Here is a 23,594-nt window from a genome sequence, read left to right as displayed (position 1 = left end):
GCCTAGCCGGCTCCGGGCTCGACTTATGGATGCAATTCTGGCTAACTGCCAGTAGTTTTCGATTTTTAGGGGGCAAGCTGTGAAGTACAGGCAGTGGATCATGGGGCTTGGACTTGGTCTTTCGTTGGGGCTGAGTTCGGCGGCAAACGCATTTTCTATCCCGCAACCCGTCAGGGAGCGGGCGGCCAGCAAGCTGGCGCATATCCAGTTACAGGCGACGCAAGGGGAAGCCGAGGCGCAATTTCTACTCGGCTTGATGTATCTGTCCGGCCGCTTCGTGGCGCAGGACAGTGGCTTGGGCATGCAGTGGGTGACAGAGGCGGCAAAGCAGCAGCATGTCAAAGCCCAGCAAACGTTGGCCGATATCGCCTTCGAGGGTAAGTTGGTGCCGCGGGACTTGGCGGCGGCCGAGCACTGGTACCGGCAGCTCAGCCAGCAGGGTCATAAGTGGGCTCAGTTCAGGCTGGGGTTCATCTACGCCTCGGGTGGCGATGGGGTGCAGCGCAATTGCGGCAAGGCCGTCGAGCACTTCAGTGCCGCTGGCGATGACATCGCCTTGGGCAATGTCGCCTGGATCTTGGCCACCTGTCCCGAGGCCGAATACCGTAACGGTGACAGGGCAGTGGCATTGGCATTGGAGCTGCTGCGGCATGATAAAGAAGATCCTACCCATCTGGATAACCTCGCCGCCGCCTACGCCGAAAGCGGTGACTTCAATGCCGCCATTGCCACCCAGGAGAAGGCGATTCAGGCGTTGAAACAGCAGTCGACCGCCGCCGATACCCAGGAGTTTGAATCACGTTTGAGCATGTATCAGCAGCGGCGTGCCTTTCGGGAAGTCTTCCCCTTGACGGATTAATACCTGCCGCCCGGGCCGTCACCGGCGGTCCAGGCTGAGGTCATTCATTCTCCTGAGTGCAGTTGTTGGCGCTTATCCATCAGCTCTTTGATCACTGGCGTTAAAATCAATTCCATCGCCAGTGACATCTTGCCGCCGGGTACCACCAGGGTATTGACCCTGGACATGAAAGATCCCTGGATCATGCGCAGGAAGTAGGGGAAGTCGACGTTATCCATGCCGCGAAAGCGGATCACCACGAAGCTCTCATCCAGGCTGGGGATGTCCTTGGCACTGAAGGGGTTGGAGGTATCGACCGTCGGCACCCGCTGGAAGTTGATATGGGTGCGGGAAAACTGCGGCGTCATATGCTGGATGTAATCGTCCATGCTGCGCACTATCGAGCCCATGACCTTTTCCCTGCTATGGCCCCGCTCCGAGGTGTCACGGATAATTTTCTGGATCCACTCCAGGTTGACTATCGGCACCATGCCGATAAGCAAGTCCACATGCTGGGCGACATTGCTCTCCGGGGTGACGACGCCGCCATGCAAGCCTTCGTAATAGAGCATGTCGGTATTGGCCGGCAGCGGCCGCCATTGGGTGAAGGTGCCCGGCATCTGATTGAAGGGCACCGCCTCATCGAAGGTGTGCAGATAGCTGCGGGTTTCGCCCTGGCCTGTGGCGCCATAATCCCGAAAACATTGCTCGAGCCGGTCGAAGTTGTTGGCCTCAGGGCCGAAATAACTCAGGTTACGGTTGGCGGCCTCAGACTTGCGTATCATGACCTCCATTTCGGCGCGGGTGAAATGATGAAAGCTGTCACCTTCGACGAAGGCGGCATTGATCCCCAATTGACGAAAGATATGGCTGAAGGCTGTGGTTGTGGTGGTCGTTCCAGCACCTGATGAGCCTGTAACGGCAATGATGGGGTGTTTTGCTGACATTTTTCCTACCCGTTGGAAACTGAAAAGCGCCGCTGCACTGAAATGGTATCGAGTGTTAAGGCCCTAGTTATACGGTAATTTTATAGCCGAGGTCAATCTTGTGCTTTGGCGACCTGATCATGATGGCGAATGGCGATGCTCTCATCTTCTTCGCTGTATTCCACCAGCAGTTTTCCCTGTTTGAGCGCCTGGCGACATTGGGCCAGTGCCGCCTGGATTTCCTCTTCGCCCAGGTTGGCGAAGCTGCCGTCTTCTACCTGGGTCAGCAGATACTCGCGCATCAGGCTGTCCAGGGTCTCGCTCGGCAACTGGCTCAGTGCTTCATAGGGTACCAGCATGATCTTCTCCGGTTAAAAATTGCATGATCCGCCCTTCGAGATAGAAGCGCGGTTTCCAGGGGCTGCCCCCCTGGATGAAACCTACGTGGCCACCGTGGTGGTGCAACTCATATTCTACCGCCGCCGACAGCTGTTGGCGGCTGGGGATCACGGCTTCGGTCATGAAGGGATCGTCCTTGGCGTGGATGATGAGTGTTGGGCTGGCTATGTTGGCGAGAAAGGCCATGCCGCTGGCGCGCTGGTAATAATCATCGACTCCGCTGAAGCCATGCAGGGGGGCCGTGACCTTATCGTCGAAGCGATAGAAGCTGGAGAGCTCGTCGACCTGGGTGTCGGCCACAGGCATGCTACTACTCAGCTTGGGATCGGCCAGCTTGGCCCTGAGTTTCTGTTGTAATTGTTTGATGAGATAGCCTTGATACAGCTTGGAGAAGCCTTTTTCCAGCCGTTTGGCACAGGCCGCCAGCTGCAGGGGCGCAGAGACCACCACGGCGCGCGCCAACAGGCTTGCGCTGTGGGTCTCACCCTGATATTTGGCCAGTACGTTGCCGCCGAGACTGTAACCCACGGCATACAGGGGCGAGTCGGGGAAGCGTGCCTTGAGTCGTGCCAGGTTGAAGGCGAGATCCGCCGTGTCACCGCTGTGATAGCTGCGGCCGAGGCGATTGGGTTCCCCGGAGCAGCTTCTGTGATGATGCACCAGGGCACACAGCTGCAGTGCGGCACAGGCCTGGAGCAGGCGTCTGGCATAGTGGGACTGGGCACTGCCTTCCAGACCATGAATGATCACCAGTATCGGTCGCCCCTGGCTCGGCTCGCCTTGCCAGTCCAGATCTATGAAGTCACCGTCGGTCAGCTCGAGCCTTTCCCTGCGCAGGCGTGGGCTGGCCACCTTGGTCAGCAGAGGCAGTATTGTCTGTACGTGGGGGCTGGTGGCCCACCAGGGAGGTGAAAATGTCTTATTCATTGTGTGCTAATCATGCCCTTGGGCTTGCCGAATATTAAAACGTGTGTTTAATTGGCTAACTGAATTGCCGCGACTCGAGAGCGTCGCGGCCGACATTGTAACACAGATGTTGATTCGTCTGACACTGGCGGGAGGGGGCATGGAGCGACGGACATTTTTGTTGGCGGCTCTGACGGGCACGGCGGCGTTGGCCCTGGGCAGCTACCTCTATCTGCCTGAGTTGGAAGGCATAGACACAGATCAGGATCACAGGGTGTTGCTGAGTGTGCTCTTGCCGGTTTTTCTCGACGGCGCCTTACCCGAGGTCGAGGGCCCCAGGTTGCAGGCGCTGAATCGCACCCAGGAGGCTATCGCCGCCTCTATGGCCGTGCTGCCCCCCTATCAGCAGCAGGAGCTGCAACACTTGTTCGGCTTGCTGGAGGCCCAGCTGGGCCTGTTGCTGCTGACCGGCAGCCTGACTCCGCTGATGTTGAGATCGCCGAGCGAACTTATCCGGATGCTGGAACGCTGGCGTACCAGTTATGTGGATCTGCTGGTGACTGCCTATCAGGGGCTGAGGGAGCTGGTGATGGCAAGTTTCTATGCCTGTCCCGAGCATTGGGCCAGGCTGCATTATGCCAAGCCCAGGCTGTTCGATGGGGCCCAATAGCATGATGGCCGAGATGATTGTTTGCACCTGGAGGCGACCGATTGGTGATTGAAGATCCTATTAGCGCAGGGCTGGCCGCAGGTTGGCAACACCTGGACGCGGGTACCCTGAAGCAAGACAGGCTGTTCGAAGCCGATGTGGTGATAGTCGGCTCGGGCGCCGGCGGCGGTGTGGCGGCCGAGATCCTCACCCAGGCGGGATTGCAGGTCATCCTGCTGGAAGCGGGTCCGCTCAAATCTTCCAGCGACTTCAACATGGAGGAGCGTCGCGCCTATCCGGATCTCTATCAGCAGGCCGCGGCCATGAAGACCGCCGACAAGGGCATCAGCCTGTTTCAGGGCCGGGCCGTCGGCGGCTCGACCACAATCAACTGGACCACCTGCATCCGCACGCCGGAAGCGACCCTGGACTTTTGGGCTGGGCATAAAGGGGTCGCCGGCTTGTCGGGCGCGAGTCTCGCTCCCTGGTTCGAACGCATGGAGCGGCGACTGAATGTCCACGAATGGCAATATGAGCCCAACCGCAATAATGCCGCCCTCAAGCAGGGCTGCATCGCCCTTGGCTGGGATTACACCCACATCAAACGCAATGTCAGTGGCTGCTGGAACACGGGTTACTGTGGCATGGGCTGCCCGGTAAACGCCAAGCAATCCATGTTGGTGACCTGCATCCCGGCGGCGCTGCAGGCCGGGGCCCAGCTGCTGAGCGGCGTCCGGGTCGTCAAGATAGAACAGCATAAGGATAAGGTTTACGCCTTGAAGGCCGAGGCGCTCGACAGCGCCGGCAAGCCGTCAGGGGTGACACTCATGTTCAAGGCCAGACATTATATTCTCAGCGCCGGCGCCATCCACACCCCGGCCTTGCTGCTGCGCTCGGGCGCCGTCGATCCCCATGAGCTTTTGGGCAAACGCACCTTCTTGCATCCGAGCCTATTGTCCGGGGCTGTGTTCAATGAGGCCATCAACGGCCACAGCGGTGCGCCTCAGTCCATCTATTCGGATCAGTTTGTCTGGCAGCATGGCGCGGCGGGAGAGCTGGGCTATAAGCTGGAGGTGCCACCCATTCATCCCGTGCTCATCGCCTCCAAGACCTTGGGTTATGGCAGCAGTCATGCTGAGCTGATGGCGCAATTCAATCAATTACAGGTGACCATTGCCCTGGTGCGCGACGGTTTTCATGAGCAGAGTCTGGGTGGGCAGGTGCGCCTGACCCGCAGCGGCTATGAGCTGGACTACCCCCTGGACGATGGTTTCTGGCGCGCGGCGCGGCGGGCCTTTGCCAGCATGGCCGAGTTGCAGTTTGCCGCCGGTGCCCGCAAGGTGTTGCCTATCAGCGAAGGCATGGGCTATCTGAACTCCTGGGCCGAGGCGCAGCAGGCGATCGCCACTATGACATTGGCACCGCTGAAGACCCCGGTGGCATCGGCCCATGTGATGGGGGGCTGCGCCTTCGGTGAAGATAAGACACAGGCCATGGTCGACAGCTGGGGCCAGTCGCACTATCTGGAGAACTTGTCCGTGATGGATGGCTCCATTTTCCCCACCAGCCTGGGGGCCAATCCGCAACTGTCCATCTATGCCATAGTGGCCCGTAATGCCAGTGCCCTGGCCAAACGCCTAAGGCCAGAGCCGGCGAAAGCTGCGCCGGCCGACGTGCGCGGCCATTGATGCGACGATTGATGCGAGCAGGCTGGTGCGGCTAGGCTGTTTCAGGACTCAGCTCTGGATATGTGCCGGCATCCAGCGCGAACAGGCCAAGGTAGGAGGAGAGATTGGGCTGCGCGCCTTCGGGTGTCAGCAGATTGAGCTTATGGAGGATCAGGCGCTGTGATTTGCGCTCCAGCATCAGCTCGAGCGCCAGCATCTGTTGATATTCGGCCTCGAGCAAGTGTGATTTGGCCAGCCGGCGTAATTGCCTGTAGGGTAACAACAGGCTCTGTTCCCAGTGGGCTATCTGTTGCTGCAGCGTCTGCCATTGGGCCGGTGCGAGCCAAACGCCGCACAGATCCAGCTGCCTGGCCAGGAGCAGCAAGTTGACATTAACCCCGTGACTGTCCTGCAGTGTGAGGCATAGGACGCCATGCCGGGCATAAGCCTGTTCGCATTCTTGCCATAAGGCAGGGTCATACTGCGTCTTTTTTCCCAAAATCAATTTCCCTTCGATTGGCCCAAATATCCATTAATACCAATCACATTAAATATCTAATCAGTTCAGAGCCGCCCAAGCTTTTCAATTCAAGGCGCATTGATGCAGAAATGGTCATTCCCTTTTAAATCAATGGAACACTGAAGTGGAATGCTTGAGCGGCTCCCGTAGGGCGGGTTTGAAAGCGCTTTATACTGCGTTGAAGTCTTTCTACAGAGCACCACTATGTCTTCAAGCCTTCGCCTTGCCTAAAGTGCTTTCAATTCCCGCTGAATGACCAGATATTTAGTACGATTGGTATAACTCCATGATAGATAAATTGGCTTCGGAGATAAACCTTTAATCAGACGAAGGTTTCCTGTTCTATTACTTCTATGCTTTCCTGCAGTTCCAGCCAGGCCATTTCACTCTCTTCCAGGGCTTGGGTCAGCTGGGTACGCTCATTCAGTACCTGGGTCATGCGTGCCTTATTCTCGGCGTCATACAGGCTGGTATCCGCCAGCATATGTTCCAGCTCCGCGAGTCGGGCGCCGATCTTCTGCTGCTCGGTTTCCAGCTTGGCCTGCTGCTTCTTCAGCGGCGAGACCTTCTGTCTCAATTCGGCCTCAAGGCGTTTCTGCTGCTTCTTGTCCTGGGCCGGTTTGGCCTCCAGGGCATCGCCGGCTTGACCCGCGGCCTTGGCGGCATCGAGCAGCCACTGGTGGTAATCATCCAGATCGCCGTCGAAGCTCGCGACAGTGCCGTTGTCGACCAGGTAGTAGTCGCTGCAGCTCAGTCGCAGCAGATGCCTGTCATGGGACACTATCACCATGGCGCCTTCGAAGGTTTGCAATGCCATGGTCAGGGCATGGCGCATCTCGAGATCCAAATGGTTGGTCGGCTCATCGAGCAACAGGAGGTTGGGGCGCTGCCACACCAACAAGGCCAGCACCAGCCGCGCCTTCTCACCGCCGGAGAAGGGTCTTACCGCTGACAGGGCCATGTCGCCGTTGAAGCCGAAGCCCCCCAGAAAGTTGCGCAGCTCCTGCTCTCTGGCATTGGGAGCCAGGCGCATCAGATGCTGCAGCGGGGTGTCGTCCAGGCGTAAAAACTCTATCTGGTGCTGGGCGAAATAACCTATGTTCAGCCCTGGATTGGGTTGATACAGGCCCGTCATGGGGGCCAGCTGGCCGGAGAGCAGTTTGATCAGGGTAGATTTACCTGCGCCGTTGCGTCCCAGCAGGCCGATGCGCGCGCCGGGTACCAGGTTCAAGTGCACGCTCTTGAGTATCGGCTTGTCGGTGTAGCCGACCGACACTTGCTCCATGGTCACCAGGGGATTGGGCAGGGCATCGGGTTCACGGAATTCCATGTAGAAGGGGCTGTCGGCCTGTGATGGCAGCAGTTCCGTCATGCGTTCCAGCGCCTTCAGCCGGCTCTGGGCCTGCTTGGCCTTGCTGGCCTTGTAGCGGAAACGGTCGACGAAGGACTGCATGTGTGCCCTTTCTTTTTGCTGGCGTTCGAACGCCACTTGTTGCTGGGCCATGCGTTCGGCCCGGATGCGTTCGAAGGCGCTGTAGTTGCCCTTGTAGAAGTTCAGCCTGTAGTTTTCCACATGGACTATTTCATCGACTATGGCATCGATGAAGTCCCTGTCATGGCTGATGAGGATCAGTGTGCCCTGATAGGACTTGATCCAACCTTCGAGCCAGTACATGGTATCCAAGTCCAAGTGGTTGGTTGGTTCATCGAGCAGCAGCAGATCTGAGCGGCATAGCAGTGCCTGGGCCAAATTGAGGCGCATGCGCCAGCCGCCGGAAAAGCTCTTGACCTGGTTGCTCTGCTCGGCTTCGCTGAAACCCAGCCCAGCCAGCAGGGACGCGGCGCGGGCGCGGATGGCATAACCCCCTATGGCGTCCAGCTTGCCATGCAGGGTGGCTATGGCATGACCATCGTTGCGCTCCTGGGCGGTATGAAGTTGGGTTTCCAGCTCACGAAACTCCCTGTCACCATCGAGCACATACTCCAGCGCCGACACCTCCAGCGCCGGGGTTTCCTGGGCCACAGTGGCTATCTGCCAACCCGCCGGCAGGTTGAACTCGCCCTTATCCAGGCTCAGCTGTCCCAAGATCAGCGCCAGCAAGGAAGACTTGCCCGTGCCGTTGGCGCCCACTAAGCCCACCTTATGTCCTGGGTAGATGGTGAGCGAGGCCTCGTCGAGCAGTGTCTTGGTGCCGCGGATTAACTGTGCTTGGTTGATGCTGATCATTGACTACAACTTGGTTAGAACGTGAAATCGTCGGGCACAGATGATAGCCCACATGGGTGGGGCTGTGCTACCCAAGCTGAGCAAAACTTGGTCCCAGGCGCGGCAAACGCCATTCGCGGATCCTATGCTGTGGTCCGGGCCGTTCTGTGGCAAAATAGGCTGATTCAGGCCCTGATCCCCGGGGCTGCCAGTCTGGACGATAGAACCAAGATGACAGTGACCAAGATTAAGAAGCGTTTCGTTGCCGGTGCCAAGTGCCCCACCTGTGGTGCCAAAGACAGCATCTTGCTTTTCAAAGAAAACGGTATCGAGACCATAGAGTGTGTCGAGTGTGATTACCGTGAGCAGCAGACGGACGAGAAGCTGGCGGCCAAATCCACAGGCGCAGTGATAGGCGTATTCAAGCCGGATTGAGCGCTCCGGGCTTTCCCAAGCCCTGTTTTTTGCCTCTGAGGCACTGATGCTAAATGGTTTTTTTAGCAAGCCGCCGACTAACCACTATACTCTATCTTCGAGGGCCTAAATTGTTATTTGTCCGCTGTAGCAAGCCTGACAACTGAGGGAAGGCGTGTTCTATCCCCGTGGCGGCACCATTAGGTTCTCTGCTTTCTGTGAGTTTTCTGCGTCTTTAAGCGTCCAGAATGCCTTGGGCCGAGTTAAAGCCCGGGTCAATCCAGTCAAGGGTAGATAGCATGAAAAAAATAGCGGCATTGTGTTTGGCTTGTCTTTCGTCCCTCTCGGTCGCCAAGGCTGAGCCCTTGGCGAGTGTGTATGCCGTCTGGGGCGATGGGAATACTGAAGGCGTCAAGCTGGCTTATGAGGCGGACACTCGGTTGTTGAATGCCTGGTTACCCGCATGGCTGGCCGAGGGCGAGTTGTCCCTTGAAACCAGTGTGGGCTACTGGGGCTATGACGGTAAGAAGGGGCATGAGACTAATTGGCTGCTGACAGGCTCGCCGGTATTGAGGTACCCCTTGGGCTCGCTGGCCGATCTGGATGTTTTCTTTGAGATAGGCGTTGGCCTGGCATTGCTGCAGGAGACCCGCTTCGCCAACCGCAATCTGGATACCCATTACCAATTCGAGAGTCGTCTCGGATTGGAGACTCGTCTGGGAGAAGCAGACAGGCATAGATTAGGCTTGAACTACTTGCATTATTCCAACGCAGGTCTGGGGTCCCCCAACCCAGGCATGAACTTCATCAGCCTGTCATACAGATATAGTTGGTAATACGCTCCTAGTGTTCTTGCTTGGTGATGGCCTGTTTCAACTCGGCGATTTCGGCCATCATGCTCGCCTGATTTTGCTCCATTCTGAACAGTGCCCTCGCCAGCTCCGACTTGAGTTCATCCGCGTGAACATCCAGGCGTTCGCTCTCTTCAGGCGCGACAAAGACCGAGGCCATATAACCCGATATCACCCCGAAGAAGCTCACCCCGCTGATGATCACCAGGCCGCCAAGCACATGACCCGCTGTGCTGACCGGGTAGTAATCGCCATAGCCGACGGTGGAAATAGTCACCAGCGACCACCAGATGGCCTGTTCCGCCGTTTGGATATTGGCGCCCTCGGTACCGCTTTCGACAATCAGTATTATGATGGAGGAGAAGGCCAGTATGGTCACCATGGCCACCAGTAGGCTCGCCAGGGTAGTCTGCTGGCGTTGCTTGATGAGTGGCACCAGCAGGGAACGACTCATGCGTATGAGGCGGACCACCCGCAAGATTTGAAATATCCTGGCAAATCTGAAGGCTTCGATGGCCGGAATGCTGGCAATCAAATCTATCCAATGCAGCTTGAAGTAGTAAGACTTGCTGTGTGCCTGGAATAAACCGACGGAGAAATTGGTAAGAAAAATCAGGCATATACCTGTATCTATGAAGAAGAGCAGCCTGCTGGTCTCTGTGTCCAGCGGCGCGAACGTCATGACCAGCACCACTATCACAGACATGAGGGAGAGCAGCATCATGGCCAGTTCGAAGGGTTTTGGGCCGCTCAGGGTCCGCAGAGACCAGCGAGTTTTTTCCGTCATGCTTGGCTAAATCCTGTTATTGGGTCCGTGGCGATGGGTGGGGTCGCTCATCCCAACAGGGTAAAAGACTTGCGCTTGAGTGTAAATGCTTGGTGTCGACAGTGCCCGGCTCGGACGCCAGGCACTGAGGTTGGGTTTGAGGCTCAACTCTTGTCGACGAAATGCACCAGATCGTCCAACACACGTTTCTTGATTTCCAGTTGGGCGTCGGCGGCCAGGCCATATTTTTCCGCCAGCAGCACATAATCTTCGGCGCTGAGGGACACAGTCAGCCTGGGGCGTTTGGGGCGTTTGGCGACCGAGAGTCCTAGTATGGTGCGGATCTGATCCGAAGGGCTGACACCTGCGTCGAGTGCGGCCTTGCGGATCGAGTATTGAAACTGCTCATCCAGGTCGAAGGCGACCTGAGTCGCCTTGGCCGCTTGTTGATTCTTCAGCCATTTTTCCGGTATTGGATGTTTGCTCATGCCGCAATCTTCTCCTGGCAGTACTGATCTGGGCCCAGTCTTCCAGACTTAAGCTGCGGGCCAATATTCACGTATGTCACTCAAGGGGCGATACAGGGTCAGCATCACATCCGTGTCGCCACCCTGATAGACTTCCACCTCTATGGCGCGGGTTTCCTGCTCATCGAGCAGTGCGTAGGCCTCGAAGGGCTCACCCGTGGCGCCATCTGCATCCTGGGGCGGCTTCTGGCCGCGATAATCCTGGCGGTGAAAATAGCCGAATTCGGCGAAACTCGTCTGGTGGTATTGCTTGCCCAGCCATGAATCGAAACGCGCCGCGGCCTCGCTGCTCAGTTCCTTGGGGGTAAGCTCGGCTCTGCCAGGTTCCTCGAACAGCTCGCTGAAGGCATCGAGATCGAACAGTTGCTCGACCGTGCTGCGGTTGATCTTGATGGAAAAGGCCAATCTGGTCTCATCATCCTGTTCCAGCGACAGGTAGATGCTGTCTCCGCTGTGACCCTTGAGCAGCCACTCGGTTTCTTGCGTCGTTTCATACTCATAGGTATGCACAGCCTCGACCCTCAGCTGTTGCCCGCGCAATTGCCCGGGCAAGGCGAAGCTGTCATCGAGGGCGATCATGTCGCCTTCGAGCAGCTCCGAGGGATGGGCGAGCCGGCGCTTGGGGGCTTCCTGTTTGCCAAACAGGCCACGGAAAAATCCCATGTGTTACTCCTTAGATTAGCCCTTGCGTGCCTTGATGCGATCCAGCACAGCATTGGCATTGGATTTTTGCTCGCCTATGCCGGCCTCGGCCAATTTAGACTGCAGCGACTTATCGCTGTTTTCTTCGGCCAAGGTTTCCGCCGCCTTGAGGCGATCGTCAAACTGCTGCTGGCGGGCCTTGATGCGCTCCAGTGAATCTTTGGCGTTCAGCAGCTTGGAGTTGCTCGAGGCGAAAGAATCTGTGATGGTCGCGGTGGCTTTTTGCACGCTCTCAGTGGTCTTCACCATAGACAGCTGGCGCTGGTAATCGCTCAGTTGACGCTCTGTCTTTTTGACCAGATCTTTCAGTCGCGCCGCATGGGCGGAGAAGCTGTCGTTGGCGCTCTGCTGCTCGGCCAGTTCCTGATCCAGTTGGGCTATCTTCTCGGCCACTTCGATCGCCAGGGCTTCGTTGCCTTTGTCCAATGCCTGAGTGGCATAGCCTTCATGTTCGGCTATGCTGCGTTTCAGGCGTTCGATCTCACGACTGGCCTGCATTTCCTTGGCCATCACATCCGTCAGTTCCCGCTTGGCCTTGGTCAGGTGTTTCTCGGCATCGCGGATTTCCTGTTCGAAGATGCGGGTGGAGTTGGCGTCAACTATGCTTTGGCCAACTTCGGTGGCACCGCCGCGAAACGCTGTCAGAATTTTATTGAGTATGCCCATGATGTGGCTCCTTAGTTAAGATAGTCGACCATTTCGTCTATGACTTCGAGGCAGTTATCGGATAATACAGATAACTCCTGTTCTATTTCCTGCATGCTGGATTGCAGCGACAGCGCGCCGTAAACCACGTATTTATCGTCAATTTTTGCAAAGGCTGACAGTGGCATAGGAATGTTAAGTTCCAACATGGCCTCGAACATCTCGGCCCTGCGCTCCTGGTTTACCTCGGCCTCGCCCCACAAATAACTGATGCAGAGGATCTGGTTGTCCGTGACTGAAACAAACACAGGGATCTCTTCCCGTCCAACCACATTGACCTGTAAGACTTCCACTTCACCATCAATGGGATAACAATCGAATCTCAAGCCTGTCTGGCTGTTGTCACCTAGCGCGTTGAGGTGATTGGCAATCGTATGGATATTCATATTTGTCCTCTATGACATATTATGTCTGCGGTTAAAGATAGCATCGAGACATAATATGTCAAGCGCTATCTGCGTCTGTTAGAAAAGTTCCAATCCCTGACTTTCTGACCAGGCTTTAAGGTGGTAGTGATACAGGTTCAGGGAGCCTATTTCATTGACCCGAATGCTGTCTGCATCCTGATAAAAATTACCGGGAAACTCGAGGGCGCCGCGGATAAGCCCAGGGGTCAACCAGGCATCCTCGACCGGCAATGTCGCCAGGGCGCTCAACCTCTGCTTGGCATCTTTGCCCGCCACTGTCCCCATGCTCCAGCCCCATTCGCCGAAGCTGGGCACATTATGATGGTACTGGCTGACGCTGAAACCTGCACTGCTCAGGGTCTTGCCCACAGAAATGAAGGCGTTTCTGGCGTGATAGGGCGAGGTGGACTGCACTGTGATGGCGCCATCTGCGCTCAGGAGTTCCTTGAGCTTGCGGTAGAAGTAGTCCGAATACAGCTTGTTGAGATCCGGATGGCTGGGGTCGGGCAGGTCGACTATGATGGCATCGTATTTCTCGCCCGCGGCCAGCAGTCGGTCGACCCCGTTGAAGGCATCGTCGTTGATGATCCTCACCCTGGCATCGTTGAGGGCATCGCCGTTCAATGCCAGCAAGGCGCGATTCAGGCGTGGCGGCAGCTTATCGTTCCTGCCCTTGAATATGCGGATGAGCTCGGCATCGAGATCCAGCAGGGTCACGGCCTCGGGCCGCCATTTCAGGACCTGCCTGAGGCCCAAACCATCGCCGCCACCAATGATCAACACCTTGTCATGCCGGGCACTGGCCGCGAGCGTGGGGTGCACCAGGAAGGCGTGGTAGATGTGCTCATCGCTGCTGGAAAACTGCAAACGACCATTGATGTAGAGGTTATATACGGGAGGCAGGCCATGGCCACGCAGCCGCTCGGTAAAGGTCAGCTGTTGGAAGCGGGTCGCCTGGGCGTAGACCACCTTATCCTTGTAGAGCAGATTGTTGAAATCCTGCTCCCACTTGGGGCCCTGCAGCGCGAGCAGGAGCAGCAGCGCCGTGGCCAGCAGATGACCCGTGAGTATCAGGCCCACCCTATGGATCTTATGCCGGAAACGCCAGATGAACAGGTAGCCGGCCAACAGGTTGAAGCTGGCGGTGAGGGCCGCGGCCAGCTGAATATCCAGCGCCAGCATGAAGCCGACCCAGAGCGCCGCGCCTATCCCTGCGCCTATGTAGTCGGCGCCATAGATGGTGCCGGCATTATGCAGCAGATGCTCATCGGACAGGGACTGGCGCACTCTGGCGATCAGCGGGATCTCCATGCCTATCATCAATCCCAGCAACACGCCCCAGACATAGGGCAGGTATTCGCTGAGCCTTTGCAGTTGGCCGATGAAACCGCCATCGGGCAGTTGATCCGGCGGTAAGCCCAGGGTGTTGGCGATGAATAACGGCAGTTGCTGGCCCAAGCCTATGACGGCGGCGGTGAGCAGAATCGCCAGCGCGCCACACAGGGCGACGGCCAGTTCGAGCAGGGCGAAGCCGGTAAAGGCACAGCGTATCTTGCGGGCGGCGAAGGCGCCCAGTCCCATGGAGACTATCATCAGGCCTATCATGGTGTAGATGGCGGCCTCCAATGCGCCGAGGATCCGGCCGGCGTAGTGGGACAGCAGATACTCATAGATCAGGCCGCAGGCGGCGAGCACCGCCATTATCCCCAGTAGCAGGGCGTCATCGAGCCAGCCCAACCTGGCGGGCGTGCCCCTGTAACCTGCTGTCGGCCCTGTGCTTGCCTCTATATTCGCCTCTTGGTTGGCCATGGGGTTAAGCCATCAGGGCGGTGAGGACCAGGGCGATGGCCAGACTGATGGCCAGCTCGACCGTGGCTATGCCCAGGTTTTGCTGCTGCTCCACTTCTGCGGCCAGATTGATCCGCGCCAACACCAGCTTCTTCACCAGGCCGATCAGCAGCGTCAGGACGATCAGCATCAACACGGAAAACAGCAACCAGCCGAGCAGGTTGGTGACATGCGCCGTCGGTTCGAACAGGATGAAATGGCTGGCGGCATTGAAGCTGAGGGCCATGGCGATCATATAGCCGGAGTGACGCACCGCCAGGGCGACTTGCCCCTGCACCAGTGCCGCCTGCATGGAGGCGCCCTGATTGCGGCGGGCATAACGCATCTCCCTGAATCGGGTCAGCAGCACCAGCATGAGTTGCGAGATGGCGAAGGCGCTGAAGATGGCGATGAAGGTATCCAGGGTCAGGTCCTCGGCCCACAGCAACACGGCCCTGATGATGATGGCGGTCGCTATGGCGGCACTGGCATCGACCAGGGCGACCGACATATTGCCCTTGAGGATCTGGGCGTTCTTGTCCAGCTCATTGAGGGCTATCTTGTCATGCAGGAAACGGCCGAGTTTGATCAACACCAGACCGAACAGGCCATAGGCGCTCATGCCTATGGCTTCGATGAGATAGGAGGAGGCGGCGGCGCCTGTGATGGCGCCGGTAAGCACTATCCCCAGGGCGGCGACGGCACCCGCTGTGCTGATGCCGAAGGCGAAGTTGTCGCGCTCGGCCAGTTCGGCCGAGCTGTTGACCTTGATGCTCCAGCCCTGCAGGTAGCGCATCAAGGTTAACAGGGCGACCGCTATGGTCAGATCTATCGCCAATATGATGGCCAGTTCCTGGGTGATACCGAAATCCTGAAATAATGTCATGGGAAATCCTTTAATTACTTGCCCCGGCGCACACCGCGGGTGGTACGGTTGCTGGAGTTACGAAAACTGCTGTCTTTGGCATAGTTGGAACGAAAGCCGCTGCCGCTCTTGCTGCGCATGCCTGTGCTGCTGGCCTTGGGGACACTGCTGCTGGCCCTGGATAGGCTGCTGGCACCGCTGCGCGGTTTGGCATAGGGGCTGTCGAAGTTTTTGCCCTGGGCGTTGAACTGCTTCTTGGTGCGCTCATAGGTCTGGGTTTGGGCGCTCGCCTGTTTGGGCGAGGTATAGCGGTAGCGGCCAACGTCGTTGTAGTAGCTGTAACCCCGGCGATCCGACCAACGGTCGTAATATATGGGTCTATGGAATATGTTGGAGAACATGGAATACATGCCGTACCAGGCCCAGAAGGAGGTGCCGTTCGAATTGGTTTGCCAGTTGCCATAGGCAGGGTTGCCCACCAATTGGCTCCCCGGACCGAAGTCTTCCGCGCCGTTGGCGAGCGCGGCGGCCTCGCGGCTGATGGCATTGACCCGACTCAGGCTGCCGCCGGACATGTCGGCGACCACGTTGACGGGATCGGACAGTATATCGTTATACAGGCTGGGATCGGCGGCCTGATACAGATTTTCCGCCTCGCTCAGCTGCTGCGCCACGTCGACGAAGTTGGCGGCGTTGCGGGACTCCTCCAGCCGGCGTTGCAGCGAGCCATACATGGGACCTGAGCGGGTCGCATCTTTGGCCAATTCCTCCAGCAGTGGCGCCAGCTCCGGCTTTTGCTGGCGCAGTAGCTGGGTGTATTGGCGCAGCAAGTTGGCATTGCGCACCTGGCCCTCATCCAGCATCTTTCCCAGGGTATCCAGGCGTTGTTGGGTGAGCTGTTGGTATTTGAGGATTTGCTCCGGTCTGTCATCGCCGCAGCCGCTGAGCAGCAGACTGACGGAACAGAGCAGCACTGTGAGAATACGGGGTAGCATTCCTGCCATGTTTTCTCCAAATTAGGTTTGAGTTGGCTTAAGGGAGGCGCAAGAATATTCTTTGCGGCCAATATGCCTGACGCTTGGGTTATAGTACCCTTTAACGCAACATATGAAAGGCTTAAGCCAAACTGAGTTCATTGCCGGAGGCGACTCGCGGTCTCGCAATCGCATTGACCCGCGTCTTGCGAACGAGGCGCAGCCGGCAAAAGTACAGAGTACTTATTGCAAGGTACAGATCTATATCATTCACGACATAATATGTCGATAGTTAAATTTGTTAGGGATTACTATGGCGCCGCAAGACAAGACTCAAAACGACCTGCCGTCCCCGCTGGCGCAGGTGGCCACAGGGCATTGGCAACGGCTGCTCGAGTCCTGGCCGCTGGTCATGGCGGCGCTGAAGCCGGCCCAGGCGGACGAGCTCAAGATTGTCCTGGGGTTGAGTGATTATATTGCCACTCAGCTATGTCGCCATCCCTACTGGCTTGAGACCCTGTTCGCCGGCGAGCTTGAGCAGCTGGAGCGCCAGAGTTTCAGCGCCGAGCTGGCAAAGTGTTTCGCCGGTATAGGCAGTGAAGATGAGGCCAAGGCGGCGCTCAGGCGCTACCGCAACTACCAGATGGTACGCCTGGCCTGGCGTGACTTCATGGGGTACGCCGAGCTGGAACATAGCCTGCTGGACTTGTCGGCACTGGCCGAGGCCCTGGTTATCGCCGCCCGCGATTGGCTTTATCTGGACATGTGCAGGCAATACGGCACGCCGATGGACGCCGAAGGCAGGCCGCAGCCGCTGCTGATCCTGGGCATGGGCAAACTGGGTGGCCGGGAGCTTAACTTCTCCTCGGACATAGATCTCATCTTCACCTTCCCCGAACATGGCGACACCCAGGGGGGACGCAGGAGCCAACCCAATCAGCAATTCTTTATCCGCATGGGCCAGCGCCTGGTCAATCTGCTGGATCAAGTCACGGTCGACGGCTTCGTATTCAGGGTCGACATGCGGCTGCGGCCCTACGGCGAGAGCGGCCCCCTGGTGGTCAGCTTCAGTGGTCTGGAGGACTATTACCAGGAACAGGGCCGTGACTGGGAGCGCTATGCCATGGTCAAGGCCCGGGCCCTGGGCCCCTGGACCTGCTATTCGGACGAGCTGCACGATCTCCTGCGGCCCTTCATCTATCGCAGATACATAGACTTCTCGGCGATAGAATCCCTCAGGCGGATGAAACAGCTTATCGCCCAGGAAGTGCGCCGCCGTCAGCTGACGGACAACATCAAGCTGGGGGCCGGCGGCATTCGCGAGGTGGAGTTCGTGGTGCAGAGTTTTCAGCTCATTCGCGGCGGTCGCGAGCCGGCATTGCGCCAGCAGAGCCTGTTCGGCGCCATAGACGTGCTCTACCACCTGGGGCAGCTGGAATACCTGGCCGTAGATGAGCTCAAGCAGAGTTACCTGTTGCTGCGCCGGGTCGAGAACCTGCTGCAGGCCATAGGCGATAAACAGACCCAGACCCTGCCGGATAACAGCCTGGATTGGCAACGCCTGTGTTACGGCATGGGGCTGGCAGACGAAACCGAACTCAGGCAGCAGATAGCCGCAGCCATGCTGAAGATCCATCGCCATTTCAAGGCAACGGTCGGCGGCGATGAAGGTGAAGACAAAGCCGAACATTGGACGGCGCAGCTGTGGAATAGCCAGGAGGCCGAGGATGCCCAGGCCCTGCTGAGCGAGCAGCAACTGCAGGACGACGGTCTCTGGCCGCTGCTCAGCCATTGGCGCGACAGCATGGCCAAACGTGCCATAGGCCCAAGGGGGCGGGAGACCCTGGACAAGCTGATGCCCAGGTTGTTGCAGGAACTCCTGGGGCAACAGAGCCCCTCGGCGGCATTCGAGCCGGTTTCCAGGGTATTGGATCAGATACTGACCCGCACCACCTACCTCGAACTCCTGTGTGAAAACCCGGGGGCGCGCCAGCAACTGGTGAGCCTGTGCTGCGCCAGTCCCTGGATAGCGGCGCAGCTGGCCAAGTTCCCCATGCTGCTCGATGAACTCATAGATCCGGCACAGTTGTACGATACCACCTCGCTGGATGACTATGGCAGCGAGCTGCGGCAGTACCTGTTGCGGGTGCCGGAAGAGGACATGGAGCAACAGATGGAGGCGCTGCGGCAGTTCAAGCTGTCACAGCAGCTGAAGATCGCCGCCGCCGATGTCACCGGGGTGTTGCCCGTGATGGAGGTCAGCGATCATTTGACCTTCCTGGCCGAGGCCATCATAGAGCAAGTGGTAGTGCAGGCCTGGCAGCAGATTTCGGCCCGTCATGGGTTGCCGCCACAAAGGGAAAACGGCGGCCTGGGCTTCGCCGTGGTGGGTTATGGCAAGCTGGGGGGCATAGAGCTGGGTTATGGCTCGGATCTGGATCTGGTCTTCCTGCACGACAACACCAGCACGGACTTGACCAATGGAGAGCGGCCCATCGAGGTGAACCACTTCTACCTCAAATTGGCGCAGCGGATCCTGCACTTGTTCTCCACCCGCACCACCTCGGGTGAATTGTACGAGGTCGATATGCGCCTGCGGCCCTCGGGGGCTTCCGGGCTGCTGGTCAGCGAAATCGAGCGTTTCGGCGAATACCAGAGGGATGAGGCCTGGACCTGGGAACACCAGGCCCTGGTGCGGGCGCGTTTCGTCTTCGGCGACAATGCCCTGGCGGCCAGATTCAGCGCCATCCGCGCCCAGGTGCTGGAAAAGCCGAGGGATAAGGCCGAGTTGGCCAAGGCGGTGCGGGAGATGCGGCAGAAGATGCGCAGTCACCTGTTGAAGGTGAGCGACGACCAATTCGATCTCAAGCAGAGCCCGGGCGGGATCGCGGATATCGAGTTCATCGCCCAGTATCTGGTGCTGGCCAACGCCAGTGACTACCCTGAGCTGACCATCTGGTCCGACAATGTGCGCATCTTTGGGGTGTTGGCCGAGCTGGAGCTGTTGCCCATCATGAACGCCCAACACCTGACCCAGGCCTATTGCCTGTTACGGGATGAGAACCATAGGCTGACATTGCAGCAGTTGCCCGGTCTGGTGGCGGCAGACAAATTTGCCGCCCAGACCCTGGAGGTGCAAAACATCTATCGGGCCGTCCTGGGGGATTAGGCGAAGGGCAGGGCGAGGCCGGTTTCCCCTGGCGCGGCTTGGTCCTGCCGAGTAAATTCTTAAATGGTTAAGTATAGGTAAAATCAACTGTACTTAACTGATTTAATTATGAAACAATTGGATTTTATTGGAACAATACCTTAAGGAAGATGATGAAACCTGCACTCTGTATTTTACTCGGATTATTGGCCACAGGCTGTGGCTCGACCGGCAGTTCTCAAAGCAGTGCCCCAACCCGCCAGGAAACTAACCAGGAAGCCAGCGACAAGGCGGTTGTTGCAACGACAACAGCCGGCGCAACTAAGCTGTCTCAATCACAAATGTCGACAAAGCCTGTCAAGGCTAACGCTGCTGCGGCCCATGCCGGCGACATAGTGATACTCTTCGATGTGCCTTTTGCCAACGAGAGCCATATTGCCGACAATGTGGTCGAAGAGTGCAGTGACATAGGCAAGCAGTTTTCGGCTTCGGTCATCAAGTACGCCCATTCCAACAACCTCAAGATCAGCAGCGCAGCCACGTTACCCGAGTCGGGCAAGGTAGTGCAGCTGAGCATAGACAATGTCTACAGTGCAGGTAATGCCTTCATAGGCCACAGGAAATCAGCCACAGTGTCGGCCAGATATTTAGTCGACGGTAAAGAGGTGGCTCATACGGAGAAAACCCGTAATTCAGGTGGTGGTTTCTTTGGCGGCTTCAAGGGCTCATGTTCCGTGTTGGCACACACAGTCAACACCTTGGGCAGTGACGTTGCTAAATGGCTCAAGCAGCAGACTCAATAACCTACCAGATAAGGCCGCGATGCGGCCTTTTTCAACAGTGGTGCGGCTTTTGTCTGGGCCAGGGCTTAAGCTATTTGATCCGCACTCTGCATGGGGCTGCCGGCCTTGACCTTGTGGCTCATTTCTATCAGGCGGCTATGGGTGCGGCGGAATTCGAAACTCAGGGCGCCGCCTTGATAAAGCTCGGTTAGCGGTACTGCGGCGCTGATGTATAAGTTCACCCCTTGATCATAGAGCTCATCCACCAGGCTGATGAAGCGCCTGGCCGGGTCGTCTCCCTGAGCGTAGGCCAGTTGGCGCTCGCCCGTGGTCGCCGCCTGGTTGCTGCCTGTACCGTCCTCTGTGCCGCGGGCGCGGATCCAGCCCTTCACTTCTCCGCCCAGACGCGGTACACCGCTGAGCAACAGGGTGTGGAAGCGTTCGGCCAGTTCTATATAGTCCAGCTGTGAGCGTGGCCCGTCACACAGGTCATTGAAATCGAACCAGGCGACATCGGTAGTGGCGGCGATGACGGGAATGGGGCGCCGGCATAGGGTGACAGCCTCGGCGCTAATGGCCGCGGGCGTCAGCTCGGTCAGCAGCTGGCCGAAGTCTTTCTCATGGGGTAAGAAGTAGTTGTGCAGGACGCAGTTGCTTGCCTGTAGCTCTGTCATGGCATGCAGTCGGTGATCTTGATCGCCGTCCAGGTGCAGCTCCAGGGTATGGCGCTGCAGCAGCTCGATACAGGGCAGGAAGCGATCCCGCGCCAGGCCGTTGTGGTACAGCTTGGCGACGGGAATGTTGGAGGTGGCGACCAGAATGACCCCTTGCTCGAATAAGGCCTCGAACAGCTTGCCGAGGATCATGGCGTCGCCAATGTCAGAGACAAAAAACTCATCGAAGCATAATACCCGGCATTCGGCCGCTATGCCTCTGGCCACCCTTTTGAGGGGATCCCGGCTGCCGGCGATCTCGTTCAACTCCCTGTGAATGCGGGCCATGAAGCGGTGGAAATGCAGCCTGAGTTTATGCTGCAAGGGCAGACTGTCGAAAAACAGGTCCATCAACATGGTCTTGCCGCGACCGACATCGCCCCAGAGGTATAACCCCTTGGGCTCGGGCTTAAGTTTGGCCTTGGAGGCGTCGAGCAGCCTGTGATACAGCGCATCCAATGCCTGCACCGCCTGATGTTGGGCGGGATCGTCGATGAACTGCCGGGCTAGCTTGGCGCGATACAAATCCTGGGGTGATAGGGTCATGGCTTGGGCTTCTGCTCTGTCTGCTGTAGGGCTGTGTTGCTTATGCATGCGGCGGCCAGTATAGCAGTCGCTGTTCATGAGATAAACGCGGCTGCCTCGGGAGCAACCGAGGACGACCTCGGTAAAACTGGATCTGTTTCTCACCTTTATTGAGGGTCATTGCCGTTAGTCTCGGATGCCGACGGGGATGGAAGCGCCTGGCAGCTCACACTTGTATGGGGGAGGAGACGGGGCCAGCAGAAATACCGCGGTACCGGCTGTTAACATCAGGCAGCAAAAAGGGCCATTAAGGCCCTTCAGGTATCAGTGGTGCGTATCAACAACGGCAATCAGTTGCCTGATATTGAACCACCGCCACCGCCACTGCCGCCACCGAAACCTGGGGTCGCAGGGGCTGGAGCCGATGTCTGGACAGTGCCAGCATTCAAGGCTGTTTGAGTGTTGGCTGCATCGTTGCTATTGGTTGCATCGTTGTTGTCACTTGCAGTCTCATCACCGGTGTTACCTGCAGCAGCGGCAGTCGCAGGGACAGCGGCTTCTACGGCTGAAGGCTCAACACCATTGGCAACGGCAACGGCAAGAATGGTATCTGAACTGACGTTAGCTTCTGCTGCGGCACTGAGTACGGCACTCAGAGTTTCAGGGCTGTCTTTGGCCGTTTGAATGGCTAAAGCCAGAGCTTGTTCAGCCTGTTCAGGGTTGGCTTCAATAACCGACTTGACATAGTCGGCCAAGGATTGACCCTGCTCGGCTGCAGCTACATATCCCTGTTGAAAGCTGTCGGCAGTTAAACTTTCAGCGGCGGAAACACCACCGGCTAAAAGTGCAGATGCGAGCAGCACTGCGATTTTTGTATGGCGCATAATGGTCCCTCATTTATCTGTAGTATAAAAAATTAGCGATAAAAGATTTTAAACCAGATTGATTTCAATTGCAGCTTAATTTTTATGGCTCATGGCGTTAGCCCACTATAAAACAAGCAGATGCGCTGGGGGAGCGGCAGGTAGCGCCGATTCCCAAAGCATCACTGTTGGCTCATTTCACCGATCTGAGACCATGATGAATACTAAAGCCGCTGTCCGGCGCTATCAGGGTATCCAGGCGTTTTATACATGCGGAGAAACTTTCGTTGGGGTTTACCTTGAGCATGACATGTTGTGCAAAACCATTGGGGTAGCCGGTACCGCGCGCGGCATTGAAAACGATGGATAACTTGTTGTCGAGTATCTTGGCGACGGAGGCGCTAAGCCGGGTCAGAATGGCAAACTCAGAGCCGGATACCCGATAGATACGCAGATAACCTATATCGAGCATCTGTGCCTGCAGTGTCATGGCGGCCTTGGTGACGTATGCATCGCCGCTACCATAACCTTTGCTGCTGTTGATTTCCGTCAGGGAAGGTAAAGACACCAAGCCCAGATATAAGGCCTTTCCTGAACTATCGCCTTCCAGTTGCATATTGGCAAACTGTTGCAACAGGGCGCGCCTATTGGGTAAGCCGGTCAGACTATCCAGATACACCTCCATAGAAAGCTTGTCGGTTTGCAAGGACTGATCCTCGAAAGACTGTCGCAGCTTGGTTAGCATGCGATTCAATGCCTGTGCCAGAGCGCGGATTTCGCTGGTGGAGAAGACGGCCTCATCCAATTCAAATTGCTTATGGGGCACACTCTGGGTCTGCTGTTCCAGTTTTTTCAGGGAACCAATGACAGACTTGAGGATCAGGTAAGCGACCAATAATGAAAACAACAGCTGGATGAGGCTAATGGCAGCCACTTTCATGCTCTGTTGCCACAGGGTGTCATAGGCCATACCCGGATGGGATTGTACCCGCAGACTACCGGCGGGCCTCCAGCCGGCATTGACTTCACTGACCATCACAGGCGGGTTGAGCGGAAACCAGCGGCTAAACCAGTCGGGTACCTGGAAGCTGTTGCCCGTATGCTGACGGCTGAAAAGCAGTTTATTATCGGGATCCACGAAGCTTATCTGTTGGTAATAACCCGAGTTGAAAATGGCGTCGACCATGGTTTCGGCTGTCACTAAGTTATCTTCATCCAGATAGGGGGAAATAGACAAGCCCAGGCTGTGAGCTGCCCCTTGGGCGTGGGAGGCTAGTTGAGCCTCAAGGTAGTCCTGCATGCTGGTAATATTGTTGTAGAGCGATGCCGAAAAGGTCAGTAACGCCAAGCAGACAACCAAGCTGTACAACTGAGTCGTCAGTGGTAAACCATGCCATTTTTTCACTTGGTGCAC

The 23,594-nt window shown here is 57.3% G+C and carries 23 protein-coding genes; 7 read left to right on the top strand and 16 right to left on the bottom strand.

The window, feature by feature from the left end; genetic code table 11:
* Positions 1–79 precede the first annotated feature (79 nt).
* Positions 80–859, top strand: a complete 780-nt coding sequence (locus LZP73_RS12475; RefSeq protein ID WP_234235353.1) for a tetratricopeptide repeat protein — start codon at positions 80–82, stop codon at positions 857–859.
* A 44-nt stretch (positions 860–903) separates the two neighbouring features.
* Here LZP73_RS12475 and LZP73_RS12470 read toward each other — a convergent pair whose 3' ends face one another.
* The 3 genes from LZP73_RS12470 to LZP73_RS12460 all read right to left on the bottom strand — a co-directional run bounded on the left by LZP73_RS12470 (position 904) and on the right by LZP73_RS12460 (position 3,090).
* A complete protein-coding gene (locus LZP73_RS12470; RefSeq protein ID WP_234235352.1) occupies positions 904–1,785 on the bottom strand; it encodes a phosphoribulokinase in 882 nt (293 codons plus the stop codon).
* A gap of 92 nt (positions 1,786–1,877) precedes the next feature.
* Positions 1,878–2,123 (bottom strand): YheU family protein, encoded by a 246-nt coding sequence (locus LZP73_RS12465; protein ID WP_234235351.1) that lies wholly within the window; start codon positions 2,121–2,123, stop codon positions 1,878–1,880.
* Entirely contained in the window at positions 2,107–3,090 is a 984-nt protein-coding gene (locus LZP73_RS12460; RefSeq protein WP_234235350.1) for a hydrolase, read from the bottom strand. The genes LZP73_RS12465 and LZP73_RS12460 overlap by 17 nt, the downstream gene beginning before the upstream one ends.
* A gap of 139 nt (positions 3,091–3,229) precedes the next feature.
* Here LZP73_RS12460 and LZP73_RS12455 point away from each other — a divergent pair, with 139 nt between their 5' ends.
* Positions 3,230–3,739 carry a TAT leader-containing periplasmic protein gene (locus LZP73_RS12455; RefSeq protein WP_234235349.1) on the top strand — a complete coding sequence of 170 codons (510 nt, stop codon included), beginning with the start codon at positions 3,230–3,232 and terminating at the stop codon, positions 3,737–3,739.
* 41 nt (positions 3,740–3,780) lie between these two features.
* The gene (locus LZP73_RS12450; RefSeq protein ID WP_234235348.1) at positions 3,781–5,406 is read left to right on the top strand and encodes a GMC family oxidoreductase; all 1,626 of its coding nucleotides are present in this window, start codon (positions 3,781–3,783) and stop codon (positions 5,404–5,406) included.
* Between the two features lie 31 nt (positions 5,407–5,437).
* Here LZP73_RS12450 and LZP73_RS12445 read toward each other — a convergent pair whose 3' ends face one another.
* Both LZP73_RS12445 and LZP73_RS12440 read right to left on the bottom strand, forming a co-directional pair.
* Positions 5,438–5,884: a TIGR02444 family protein gene (locus tag LZP73_RS12445; protein ID WP_234235347.1), complete on the bottom strand. Its 447-nt coding sequence runs from the start codon at positions 5,882–5,884 to the stop codon at positions 5,438–5,440.
* A 343-nt stretch (positions 5,885–6,227) separates the two neighbouring features.
* On the bottom strand, positions 6,228–8,132 hold the full coding sequence (locus tag LZP73_RS12440; protein ID WP_234235346.1) for an ABC transporter ATP-binding protein: 1,905 nt from the start codon (positions 8,130–8,132) through the stop codon (positions 6,228–6,230).
* 210 nt (positions 8,133–8,342) lie between these two features.
* Here LZP73_RS12440 and LZP73_RS12435 point away from each other — a divergent pair, with 210 nt between their 5' ends.
* The gene (locus LZP73_RS12435; RefSeq protein ID WP_234235498.1) at positions 8,343–8,546 is read left to right on the top strand and encodes a YheV family putative zinc ribbon protein; all 204 of its coding nucleotides are present in this window, start codon (positions 8,343–8,345) and stop codon (positions 8,544–8,546) included.
* A 278-nt stretch (positions 8,547–8,824) separates the two neighbouring features.
* The gene (locus tag LZP73_RS12430; RefSeq protein WP_234235345.1) at positions 8,825–9,361 is read left to right on the top strand and encodes an acyloxyacyl hydrolase; all 537 of its coding nucleotides are present in this window, start codon (positions 8,825–8,827) and stop codon (positions 9,359–9,361) included.
* Positions 9,362–9,368: 7 nt separating this feature from the next.
* On the opposite strand, the gene LZP73_RS12425 is transcribed toward LZP73_RS12430, so the two are convergent.
* The 8 genes from LZP73_RS12425 to LZP73_RS12390 form a co-directional block, all read right to left on the bottom strand.
* Entirely contained in the window at positions 9,369–10,163 is a 795-nt protein-coding gene (locus LZP73_RS12425) for an ion transporter (RefSeq protein ID WP_234235344.1), read from the bottom strand.
* Between the two features lie 143 nt (positions 10,164–10,306).
* A complete protein-coding gene (locus tag LZP73_RS12420) occupies positions 10,307–10,630 on the bottom strand; it encodes a hypothetical protein (RefSeq protein WP_234235343.1) in 324 nt (107 codons plus the stop codon).
* A 48-nt stretch (positions 10,631–10,678) separates the two neighbouring features.
* Positions 10,679–11,332 carry a hypothetical protein gene (locus LZP73_RS12415; protein WP_234235342.1) on the bottom strand — a complete coding sequence of 218 codons (654 nt, stop codon included), beginning with the start codon at positions 11,330–11,332 and terminating at the stop codon, positions 10,679–10,681.
* A gap of 15 nt (positions 11,333–11,347) precedes the next feature.
* Positions 11,348–12,037 carry a PspA/IM30 family protein gene (locus LZP73_RS12410; RefSeq protein WP_169564053.1) on the bottom strand — a complete coding sequence of 230 codons (690 nt, stop codon included), beginning with the start codon at positions 12,035–12,037 and terminating at the stop codon, positions 11,348–11,350.
* Positions 12,038–12,048: 11 nt separating this feature from the next.
* Positions 12,049–12,462 carry a YjfI family protein gene (locus LZP73_RS12405; RefSeq protein WP_234235341.1) on the bottom strand — a complete coding sequence of 138 codons (414 nt, stop codon included), beginning with the start codon at positions 12,460–12,462 and terminating at the stop codon, positions 12,049–12,051.
* Between the two features lie 78 nt (positions 12,463–12,540).
* Positions 12,541–14,292 (bottom strand): polyamine aminopropyltransferase, encoded by a 1,752-nt coding sequence (locus LZP73_RS12400; protein ID WP_234235340.1) that lies wholly within the window; start codon positions 14,290–14,292, stop codon positions 12,541–12,543.
* 4 nt (positions 14,293–14,296) lie between these two features.
* Positions 14,297–15,196 carry a DUF350 domain-containing protein gene (locus LZP73_RS12395; protein ID WP_234235339.1) on the bottom strand — a complete coding sequence of 300 codons (900 nt, stop codon included), beginning with the start codon at positions 15,194–15,196 and terminating at the stop codon, positions 14,297–14,299.
* Positions 15,197–15,210: 14 nt separating this feature from the next.
* Positions 15,211–16,179, bottom strand: a complete 969-nt coding sequence (locus LZP73_RS12390; protein WP_234235338.1) for a hypothetical protein — start codon at positions 16,177–16,179, stop codon at positions 15,211–15,213.
* A 283-nt stretch (positions 16,180–16,462) separates the two neighbouring features.
* Between LZP73_RS12390 and glnE the strand changes: the two genes are divergently transcribed.
* The gene (gene glnE, locus LZP73_RS12385) at positions 16,463–19,318 is read left to right on the top strand and encodes a bifunctional [glutamate--ammonia ligase]-adenylyl-L-tyrosine phosphorylase/[glutamate--ammonia-ligase] adenylyltransferase (RefSeq protein ID WP_234235337.1); all 2,856 of its coding nucleotides are present in this window, start codon (positions 16,463–16,465) and stop codon (positions 19,316–19,318) included.
* A 149-nt stretch (positions 19,319–19,467) separates the two neighbouring features.
* The gene (locus LZP73_RS12380) at positions 19,468–20,100 is read left to right on the top strand and encodes a hypothetical protein (RefSeq protein WP_234235336.1); all 633 of its coding nucleotides are present in this window, start codon (positions 19,468–19,470) and stop codon (positions 20,098–20,100) included.
* 65 nt (positions 20,101–20,165) lie between these two features.
* Here the strand turns inward: LZP73_RS12380 and zapE are convergent, their stop codons facing one another.
* From zapE to LZP73_RS12365, 3 genes are all read right to left on the bottom strand, one after another.
* Positions 20,166–21,338 carry a cell division protein ZapE gene (zapE, locus tag LZP73_RS12375; RefSeq protein WP_234235335.1) on the bottom strand — a complete coding sequence of 391 codons (1,173 nt, stop codon included), beginning with the start codon at positions 21,336–21,338 and terminating at the stop codon, positions 20,166–20,168.
* Positions 21,339–21,667: 329 nt separating this feature from the next.
* Positions 21,668–22,201 (bottom strand): hypothetical protein, encoded by a 534-nt coding sequence (locus LZP73_RS12370; RefSeq protein WP_234235334.1) that lies wholly within the window; start codon positions 22,199–22,201, stop codon positions 21,668–21,670.
* Between the two features lie 172 nt (positions 22,202–22,373).
* Positions 22,374–23,585 carry a LapD/MoxY N-terminal periplasmic domain-containing protein gene (locus tag LZP73_RS12365; protein ID WP_234235333.1) on the bottom strand — a complete coding sequence of 404 codons (1,212 nt, stop codon included), beginning with the start codon at positions 23,583–23,585 and terminating at the stop codon, positions 22,374–22,376.
* Positions 23,586–23,594 lie beyond the last annotated feature (9 nt).

Source organism: Shewanella sp. AS16, assembly GCF_021412365.1.
GTDB classification, from domain to species: Bacteria; Pseudomonadota; Gammaproteobacteria; order Enterobacterales; family Shewanellaceae; genus Shewanella; species Shewanella salipaludis.
This window is presented reverse-complemented; position numbering and strand designations above follow the sequence as displayed.

What these genes read in the sequence shown, in the direction of transcription:
- LZP73_RS12460 (WP_234235350.1), bottom strand. Translation starts at nt 3,090, where the DNA reads ATGAATAAGACATTTTCACCTCCCTGGTGGGCCACCAGCCCCCACGTA.
- LZP73_RS12430 (WP_234235345.1), top strand. Translation starts at nt 8,825, where the DNA reads ATGAAAAAAATAGCGGCATTGTGTTTGGCTTGTCTTTCGTCCCTCTCG.
- LZP73_RS12425 (WP_234235344.1), bottom strand. Translation starts at nt 10,163, where the DNA reads ATGACGGAAAAAACTCGCTGGTCTCTGCGGACCCTGAGCGGCCCAAAA.
- LZP73_RS12405 (WP_234235341.1), bottom strand. Translation starts at nt 12,462, where the DNA reads ATGAATATCCATACGATTGCCAATCACCTCAACGCGCTAGGTGACAAC.
- LZP73_RS12410 (WP_169564053.1), bottom strand. Translation starts at nt 12,037, where the DNA reads ATGGGCATACTCAATAAAATTCTGACAGCGTTTCGCGGCGGTGCCACC.
- LZP73_RS12455 (WP_234235349.1), top strand. Translation starts at nt 3,230, where the DNA reads ATGGAGCGACGGACATTTTTGTTGGCGGCTCTGACGGGCACGGCGGCG.
- LZP73_RS12370 (WP_234235334.1), bottom strand. Translation starts at nt 22,201, where the DNA reads ATGCGCCATACAAAAATCGCAGTGCTGCTCGCATCTGCACTTTTAGCC.
- LZP73_RS12390 (WP_234235338.1), bottom strand. Translation starts at nt 16,179, where the DNA reads ATGGCAGGAATGCTACCCCGTATTCTCACAGTGCTGCTCTGTTCCGTC.
- LZP73_RS12465 (WP_234235351.1), bottom strand. Translation starts at nt 2,123, where the DNA reads ATGCTGGTACCCTATGAAGCACTGAGCCAGTTGCCGAGCGAGACCCTG.
- LZP73_RS12440 (WP_234235346.1), bottom strand. Translation starts at nt 8,132, where the DNA reads ATGATCAGCATCAACCAAGCACAGTTAATCCGCGGCACCAAGACACTG.
- LZP73_RS12380 (WP_234235336.1), top strand. Translation starts at nt 19,468, where the DNA reads ATGATGAAACCTGCACTCTGTATTTTACTCGGATTATTGGCCACAGGC.
- LZP73_RS12420 (WP_234235343.1), bottom strand. Translation starts at nt 10,630, where the DNA reads ATGAGCAAACATCCAATACCGGAAAAATGGCTGAAGAATCAACAAGCG.
- glnE (WP_234235337.1), top strand. Translation starts at nt 16,463, where the DNA reads ATGGCGCCGCAAGACAAGACTCAAAACGACCTGCCGTCCCCGCTGGCG.
- LZP73_RS12395 (WP_234235339.1), bottom strand. Translation starts at nt 15,196, where the DNA reads ATGACATTATTTCAGGATTTCGGTATCACCCAGGAACTGGCCATCATA.
- LZP73_RS12435 (WP_234235498.1), top strand. Translation starts at nt 8,343, where the DNA reads ATGACAGTGACCAAGATTAAGAAGCGTTTCGTTGCCGGTGCCAAGTGC.
- LZP73_RS12415 (WP_234235342.1), bottom strand. Translation starts at nt 11,332, where the DNA reads ATGGGATTTTTCCGTGGCCTGTTTGGCAAACAGGAAGCCCCCAAGCGC.
- LZP73_RS12400 (WP_234235340.1), bottom strand. Translation starts at nt 14,292, where the DNA reads ATGGCCAACCAAGAGGCGAATATAGAGGCAAGCACAGGGCCGACAGCA.
- LZP73_RS12470 (WP_234235352.1), bottom strand. Translation starts at nt 1,785, where the DNA reads ATGTCAGCAAAACACCCCATCATTGCCGTTACAGGCTCATCAGGTGCT.
- zapE (WP_234235335.1), bottom strand. Translation starts at nt 21,338, where the DNA reads ATGACCCTATCACCCCAGGATTTGTATCGCGCCAAGCTAGCCCGGCAG.